Source organism: Pseudomonas sp. SDO5591_S426, assembly GCF_054070755.1.
Genome location: NZ_JBSVXD010000235.1, coordinates 1 through 7,446, shown reverse-complemented (window position 1 = coordinate 7,446; position 7,446 = coordinate 1). Strand labels below are relative to the sequence as shown.

6 protein-coding genes are annotated in these 7,446 nt (G+C 58.2%); 5 read left to right on the top strand and 1 reads right to left on the bottom strand.

What is annotated here, in order from left to right:
• Window positions 1-165: 165 nt before the first annotated feature.
• A complete protein-coding gene (locus tag ACW9JC_RS27160; protein ID WP_008057464.1) occupies window positions 166-1,749 on the bottom strand; it encodes a peptide chain release factor 3 in 1,584 nt (527 codons plus the stop codon).
• 330 nt (window positions 1,750-2,079) lie between these two features.
• Here ACW9JC_RS27160 and ACW9JC_RS27155 point away from each other — a divergent pair, with 330 nt between their 5' ends.
• The 5 genes from ACW9JC_RS27155 (at window position 2,080) to ACW9JC_RS27135 (ending at window position 7,353) form a co-directional block, all read left to right on the top strand.
• Window positions 2,080-2,796 (top strand): ABC transporter permease, encoded by a 717-nt coding sequence (locus tag ACW9JC_RS27155; protein ID WP_457458858.1) that lies wholly within the window; start codon window positions 2,080-2,082, stop codon window positions 2,794-2,796.
• A 20-nt stretch (window positions 2,797-2,816) separates the two neighbouring features.
• Window positions 2,817-3,710 carry a glycine betaine ABC transporter substrate-binding protein gene (locus ACW9JC_RS27150; protein ID WP_457458856.1) on the top strand — a complete coding sequence of 298 codons (894 nt, stop codon included), beginning with the start codon at window positions 2,817-2,819 and terminating at the stop codon, window positions 3,708-3,710.
• A 12-nt stretch (window positions 3,711-3,722) separates the two neighbouring features.
• Window positions 3,723-4,376 carry an ABC transporter permease gene (locus tag ACW9JC_RS27145; RefSeq protein ID WP_338584665.1) on the top strand — a complete coding sequence of 218 codons (654 nt, stop codon included), beginning with the start codon at window positions 3,723-3,725 and terminating at the stop codon, window positions 4,374-4,376.
• On the top strand, window positions 4,373-5,530 hold the full coding sequence (locus ACW9JC_RS27140; protein WP_457458854.1) for an osmoprotectant ABC transporter ATP-binding protein OsmV: 1,158 nt from the start codon (window positions 4,373-4,375) through the stop codon (window positions 5,528-5,530). Before ACW9JC_RS27145 ends, ACW9JC_RS27140 begins: the two co-directional genes overlap by 4 nt.
• 659 nt (window positions 5,531-6,189) lie before the next feature.
• The gene (locus ACW9JC_RS27135) at window positions 6,190-7,353 is read left to right on the top strand and encodes a type III PLP-dependent enzyme (protein ID WP_014716890.1); all 1,164 of its coding nucleotides are present in this window, start codon (window positions 6,190-6,192) and stop codon (window positions 7,351-7,353) included.
• Window positions 7,354-7,446 lie beyond the last annotated feature (93 nt).

The window sequence follows — 7,446 nt, the reverse complement described above, 5'->3', positions numbered from 1 at the left end:
GCCAGCCCTACGACCCGAAACTTGCGCTTGCCCGGTGAGGTTCAAGACGGTATCTGCATTGAAATGCAATCACCTGTAGGAGCTGCCGAAGGCTGCGATCTTTTGATCTCCAATAAAAAACCCCGAGGCTTTCGCATCGGGGTTTTCGGTGTAGCCACTCAGCGCTTAGTGATGCTCACGCGTCGCACGGAATTTCACGTCCGGCCAGCGCTCTTCCATCAGTGCCAGGTTGACCCGCGTCGGCGCGAGGTAGGTCAGGTGACCGCCGCCGTCCAGTGCCAGGTTTTCCACAGCCTTGTTGGAGAATTCCTCAAGCTTCTTCTTGTCGCTGCATTCGATCCAGCGGGCCGAGTAAACAGTGATCGGCTCGTAGGAGCACTCGACCTTGTATTCCTCTTTCAAACGGCTGGCGACCACATCGAACTGCAGCACACCGACGGCGCCGAGGATGATGTCGTTGCTGCGTTCCGGGAAGAACACCTGGGTCGCGCCTTCTTCGGCCAATTGCTGCAGGCCTTGGCGCAGTTGCTTGGATTTCAGCGGATCACGCAGACGCACGCGACGGAACAGTTCCGGGGCGAAGTGCGGGATGCCGGTGAAGCCCAGGACTTCGCCTTCGGTAAAGGTGTCGCCGATCTGGATGGTGCCGTGGTTGTGCAGGCCGATGATGTCGCCGGCAAACGCTTCTTCCAGTTGCTCACGCTCAGAAGAGAAGAATGTCAGTGCGTCGCCGATCCGTACGTCCTTGCCGGTTCGCACGTGGCGCATCTTCATGCCTTTTTCGTACTTGCCGGAGCAGATACGCATGAAGGCGATCCGGTCGCGGTGTTTCGGGTCCATGTTCGCCTGGATCTTGAAGATGAAGCCCGAGAACTTCTCTTCCACCGGCTCCACGGTGCGCTCGTTGGCCACGCGCGCCAGAGGGCGCGGCGCCCAATCAACCACGGCGTCGAGGACGTGGTCGACACCGAAGTTGCCCAGTGCAGTACCGAAGAACACCGGGGTCAGCTGACCGTCGAGGAATTCCTGCTGGTTGAACTCGTGGCAGGCGCCCTGCACCAGTTCCAGCTGCTCGATGAAACGCTCGTACTCGTCACCCAGATGGGCGCGGGCTTCATCGGAATCGAGCTTCTCGATGATCTTGGTTTCGGTGCGTTCGTGACCGTGACCGGCCGTGTAGACAATGATGTAGTCGTCGGCGAGGTGATAAACACCCTTGAAGTCGCGGTAGCAACCGATCGGCCAGGTGATCGGCGCAGCCTTGATCTTCAGGACTGCTTCGATTTCGTCGAGCAGTTCGATCGGGTCGCGGATGTCACGGTCGAGTTTGTTGATGAAGCTGACGATCGGCGTGTCACGCAGACGGCAGACATCCATCAGCGCGATGGTCCGTGGCTCTACACCTTTACCGCCGTCGAGAACCATCAACGCCGAGTCCACCGCCGTCAGGGTGCGGTAGGTATCTTCGGAGAAGTCTTCGTGACCCGGGGTGTCGAGCAGGTTGATCATGTGCTCGCGATACGGGAACTGCATGACCGACGTGGTAATGGAAATACCACGCTGCTTTTCCATTTCCATCCAGTCGGAGGTGGCATGGCGGTCGGACTTACGAGATTTCACCGTACCGGCAACCGCAATCGCCTTGCCCATCAGCAAGAGCTTCTCGGTGATGGTGGTCTTACCGGCATCGGGGTGGGAAATAATGGCGAAAGTGCGGCGTTTCGCGACTTCGGCGGCCTGTTTGGTCATGGGAAATCGCCTGGCAGGTGATTCAAAAAAAGGGCGCAGATTATAGCCCAACTTGAGTCAATAACCGAACCGTTGAGCACATTAGGGGTGGCCAAATGCTGCTTCAGATGGGAACCTTTTGAAGCACGGAGACGTCCACTCCCCCGTAACGACCACTCGTCGGGGGCCTGAAACACCTGCAATTCGGCCTGACGAGGCTGTGCTCATGGCTCGATTTCGTGCTGCTTTACCGGCATTGATAGAGCTGCTTCTCGCGAACGTTTTACCCGGCAGCCAGGCATGGCATGCCACACGGGACTGCGTTCGCCGACTGAAAAAAGGAGTCCGCCTGTGGCTATCCACTATGGCAAAGGGCTGATAGGAGGCGCGCTGGTATTCGCCCTTCTGGCCCTGCTGATCCACTGGATCGGCATCAACACGATCGAACACTACCGCGACGATTTGCTGTTTTACCTGCAAGCTCATCTGATTCTCGTCCTCGCTTCCATGCTGGCCGCCCTTGTCGTGGGCATTCCTGCCGGCATCTTCCTCAGTCGCCCGACCATGGTTGGACGCGCCGAACGCTTCATGCAGTTCTTCAATATCGGCAACACCGTTCCGCCGCTCGCCGTTCTGGCTATTGCCCTCGGCATCCTCGGCATCGGCAGCGGCCCGGCCATCTTCGCCCTGTTCCTCGCCTCGTTGCTGCCTATCGTGCGCAACACCTACGAAGGCCTGCAAAACGTTCAGGGCTCACTCAAGGAAGCCGCCGTCGGTATCGGCATGACCCCGCGCCAGGTGCTGTGGAAAGTCGAATTGCCCAATGCCGTGCCGATCATCATCGGTGGCGTGCGCGTGGCGTTGGCGATCAACGTCGGGACGGCGCCGCTGGCATTCCTGATCGGCGCCAATAGCCTTGGCAGCCTGATCTTCCCCGGCATTGCCCTGAACAATCAGCCGCAACTGCTGCTCGGCGCCGCATGTACCGCGCTGCTGGCCTTGTTGCTCGATGGCCTGGTGACACTCGCCAGCCGTCTCTGGCTCGAACGCGGCTTGCGCCCGTCTTAAGCCTCGGCAAAGGAATCGTCATGAAAACATCAAGCTTTTTACTAGGCTGCGTCCTGCTGTTCGCAGGATTTGCCCAAGCCGCGGAAAAACCCGTCATCCGCATCGGCGCCCGCGTGTTCACCGAGCAAACCCTGCTGGCGGAAATCACCTCGCAGTACCTGCGCACCAAGGGTTACGACGTACAAGTGACCGGCGGATTGGGCAGTAACCTGGCCCGCAGCGCCCATGAAAGTGGCCAGCTGGACATGCTCTGGGAATACACCGGCGTGTCGCTGGTGGCCTACAACCATGTCACTGAAAAACTCGACAGCGAACAGTCCTACGCACGAGTGAAAGAACTCGACGGCAAAAAGGGACTGGTCTGGCTGACGCCATCGAAATTCAGCAACACCTACGCCCTCGCCCTGCCGAAAAACGTCGCGGATGAGTACCCGCAGATCAACACCATCAGCGAGCTGAACACGGTGCTGCGCAAGGAAGCCAAGACCAACAACCTGGTGGCGCTGGACACCGAGTTCGCCAACCGCTCGGACGGTCTGGATGGCATGGTCAAGCTCTACGACATGAACCTGAGCCGCAAAAACATCCGGCAGATGGACGCAGGTCTGGTCTACACCGCGCTGCGCAACGGCCAGGTGTTTGCCGGTCTGGTCTACACCACCGACGGTCGCCTAAACGCCTTCAAGCTGAAACTGCTGGAAGACGACAAGCACTACTTCCCGGACTACACCGCCGCACCGGTGGTGCGTCAGGCCTACCTCGACGCACATCCGCAACTGGCCGAACAACTCAAGCCGCTGGCCGAACTGTTCGATGACAACACCATGCGCGAGCTCAACGCGCGGGTCGACGTCGAGCACCAAAGCCCCTCAGCCGTTGCCGCCGATTTCCTGCGCCAGCACCCGATCCATTAAGGAGGAAAAGTCATGGAATTTTTGAACGCCTTTTCCCATCTCGACTGGCCATTGGTCTTACACCTGACGTGGCAACACATCACCCTGGTCGGCATCGCCGTGACCCTGGCGATTCTGGTCGGTGTGCCGCTGGGCATTTTGATGACGCGCTTCCCGAGTCTCGCCGGGCCTTTGCAGGCTAGCGCCACGGTGCTGCTGACCGTGCCGTCGATTGCCCTGTTTGGCCTGCTGCTGCCGTTCTATTCGAAATTCGGTCAGGGCCTCGGCCCGATGCCGGCGATCACCGCCGTGTTCCTCTATTCACTGCTGCCAATCATGCGCAACACCTACCTGGCACTGACCAGCGTCGAGCCGGGTATTCGTGAAGCCGCGCGCGGCATCGGCATGACCTTCGGCCAGCGCCTGCGCATGGTCGAACTGCCCATCGCCGTACCGGTGATCCTCGCCGGCGTACGCACCGCCGTGGTGATGAACATCGGCGTGATGACCATCGCCGCCACCATCGGCGCCGGTGGCCTGGGCGTACTCATCCTCGCTTCCATCAGCCGCAGCGACATGTCGATGCTGATCGTCGGCGCCGTATTGGTCAGCCTCCTGGCCATCTTCGCCGACCTGCTTCTGCAATGGCTGCAACGTTCGCTGACTCCAAAAGGATTACTCAAATGATCGAACTTCAAAACCTCAGCAAGACCTTCCAAAGCAACGGCAAAGATGTGAAAGCCGTGGATTCGGTGAGCCTGACCGTCAATGAAGGCGAAATCTGCGTGTTCCTCGGGCCATCGGGTTGCGGCAAAAGCACCACGCTGAAAATGATCAACCGCCTGATCAAACCGACCTCCGGCAAGATCCTGATCAATGGCGAAGACACCACTGGCCTCGACGAAGTGACCCTGCGCCGCAACATCGGCTACGTGATCCAGCAGATTGGTTTGTTCCCCAACATGACCATCGAAGAGAACATCGTGGTCGTGCCAAAACTGCTCGGCTGGGACAAACAGAAATGCCACGACCGCGCCCGCGAATTGATGAGCATGATCAAGCTTGAGCCCAAGCAATATTTGCATCGTTATCCGCGAGAATTGTCCGGTGGCCAGCAACAGCGGATCGGGGTGATTCGCGCCCTGGCCGCTGATGCGCCGCTGTTGCTGATGGACGAACCGTTCGGCGCGGTCGACCCGATCAACCGCGAGATGATCCAGAACGAGTTCTTCGAAATGCAGCGAGCGCTGAACAAGACCGTGATCATGGTCAGCCACGACATCGACGAGGCGATCAAGCTCGGCGACAAGATCGCCATCTTCCGCGCCGGCAAGCTGTTGCAGATCGATCATCCTGATACGTTGCTCGCGCATCCGGCGGATGACTTTGTCAGCAACTTCGTCGGTCAGGACAGTACGCTCAAGCGCCTGCTGCTGGTGAAAGCCGAAGACGCAGCGGACAACGCACCGTCCGTCAGCCCGGAAACCCCGGTAGCCGAAGCGCTGGAATTGATGGACGAGCACGACCGCCTTTACGTGGTGGTGACCTGCACCGAAAACAAAGCCCTGGGCTACGTAAGACGTCGCGACCTGCACCGTCAGACCGGCACCTGCGGCCAGTACCTGCGCGAGTTCAATGCGACGGCGGCGTACGACGAACATTTGCGCATCCTGTTGTCGCGCATGTACGAATTTAATCGTGCGTGGTTGCCGGTAATGGACGCCGAGCGGGTGTTTCTGGGTGAGGTGACGCAGGAGTCCATTGCGGCTTACTTGAGCTCGGGTCGTTCGCGAGGGATGAAGACCAACATCGTGTCGCCAGCCGAGGAGGTGGTCGCCTGACACCTCAAATCGCTCGGTAAAAATGCAAAAACCTGTGGGAGCTAGCCTACTAGCGATAGGGAAATGCCAGTCAACACTGTTTTGATGATGAAATTGTCATCGCCAGCAGGCTGGCTCCCACAGGTTCGGTGCAAATTTCGGAGGCTTCGCGGGCCGGAAAAAAATATCAACAGTCCCACCGACAAAAGCTCCGAAAAATCACTCCCTGAATTAGCCAAATCCCCTCTCAGATCACCTTCTCGCACCCAACGTCGCCGAAGTTGACGCCTTCGTACTTACTAGCGACTTGGCGCACAAAAGCCGCGAACGTGCAGGTATTTTTAACACTTCGCAATTCATGGGGAACATCCGACTGTCATCTGAGTCGGTTACAACGAGTGATGAACGTAACGCACGTCAGAAGCGTGCAAAAACGCGACATTTTTTGTTGATCTCAAGCCCCTCACGCCCTAAAGTTCGCGCCGAACGTCCATGCTGGAAACGATCCATCCGGCTCAAGTACTGACGACGAGACAGCAAGGCCAAGGGAAAGCTGCACTTCCCATGGCCTTTTTGCTTTCGGCGACATGCCTTGGGAAGTAGGCGAACCAAAGTGGGGATACGGAGGACGTTCATTTGCACCCATTGATAATTTTAGTTTGCCAGTAGGAGTTCCCAGCATGTCGATCAACGTCGAAGACTATTTCGCGCGCGCCACTTTTGACAAAATGAAGGCGTTCGCCGACAAGCAAGAAACCCCGTTCGTGGTGATCGACACCGCGATGATCAGCCAGGCCTACGATGACCTGCGCGCCGGTTTCGAATTCGCTAAAGTTTATTACGCGGTCAAGGCCAACCCTGCCGTCGAGATCATCGACCTGTTGAAAGACAAGGGTTCGAGCTTCGACATCGCCTCGATCTACGAGCTGGACAAGGTCATGGACCGCGGCGTCAGCGCCGACCGAATCAGCTACGGCAACACCATCAAGAAATCCAAGGACATCCGTTACTTCTACGAGAAGGGCGTGCGCCTGTTCTCCACCGACTCCGAAGCCGACCTGCGCAACATCGCCAAGGCCGCTCCGGGCTCGAAAGTCTACGTACGTATCCTGACCGAAGGCTCGACCACCGCCGACTGGCCTTTGTCGCGCAAATTCGGCTGCCAGACCGACATGGCCATGGACCTGCTGATTCTCGCCCGTGACCTGGGCCTGGTGCCTTACGGCATCTCGTTCCACGTTGGCTCGCAGCAGCGCGACATCAGCGTCTGGGACGCGGCAATCGCCAAGGTCAAAGTGATCTTCGAACGTCTGAAAGAAGAAGACGGCATCCACCTGAAGCTGATCAACATGGGCGGTGGCTTCCCGGCCAACTACATCACCCGCACCAACAGCCTGGAAACCTACGCTGAAGAAATCATCCGTTTCCTCAAGGAAGACTTCGGTGATGACCTGCCGGAAATCATCCTGGAACCGGGCCGTTCGCTAATCGCCAACGCCGGTATTCTGGTCAGCGAAGTGGTGCTGGTCGCGCGTAAATCCCGTACCGCCGTTGAGCGTTGGGTGTACACGGATGTGGGCAAGTTCTCCGGCCTGATCGAAACCATGGACGAAGCCATCAAGTTCCCGATCTGGACCGAGAAAAAAGGCGAGATGGAAGAAGTCGTGATCGCCGGCCCGACCTGCGACAGCGCCGACATCATGTACGAAAACTACAAGTACGGCCTGCCGTTGAACCTGGCCATCGGTGATCGCCTGTACTGGCTGTCGACCGGCGCGTACACCACCAGCTACAGCGCTGTAGAGTTCAATGGCTTTCCGCCGCTGAAGTCGTTCTACGTGTAAATACATCACGCAGAAATCAAAAAGCCCATGACATGTCATGGGCTAATGAGATGGTCACCCCCACACCCTGCGAGGGCTACGCTTTCGCAGGGT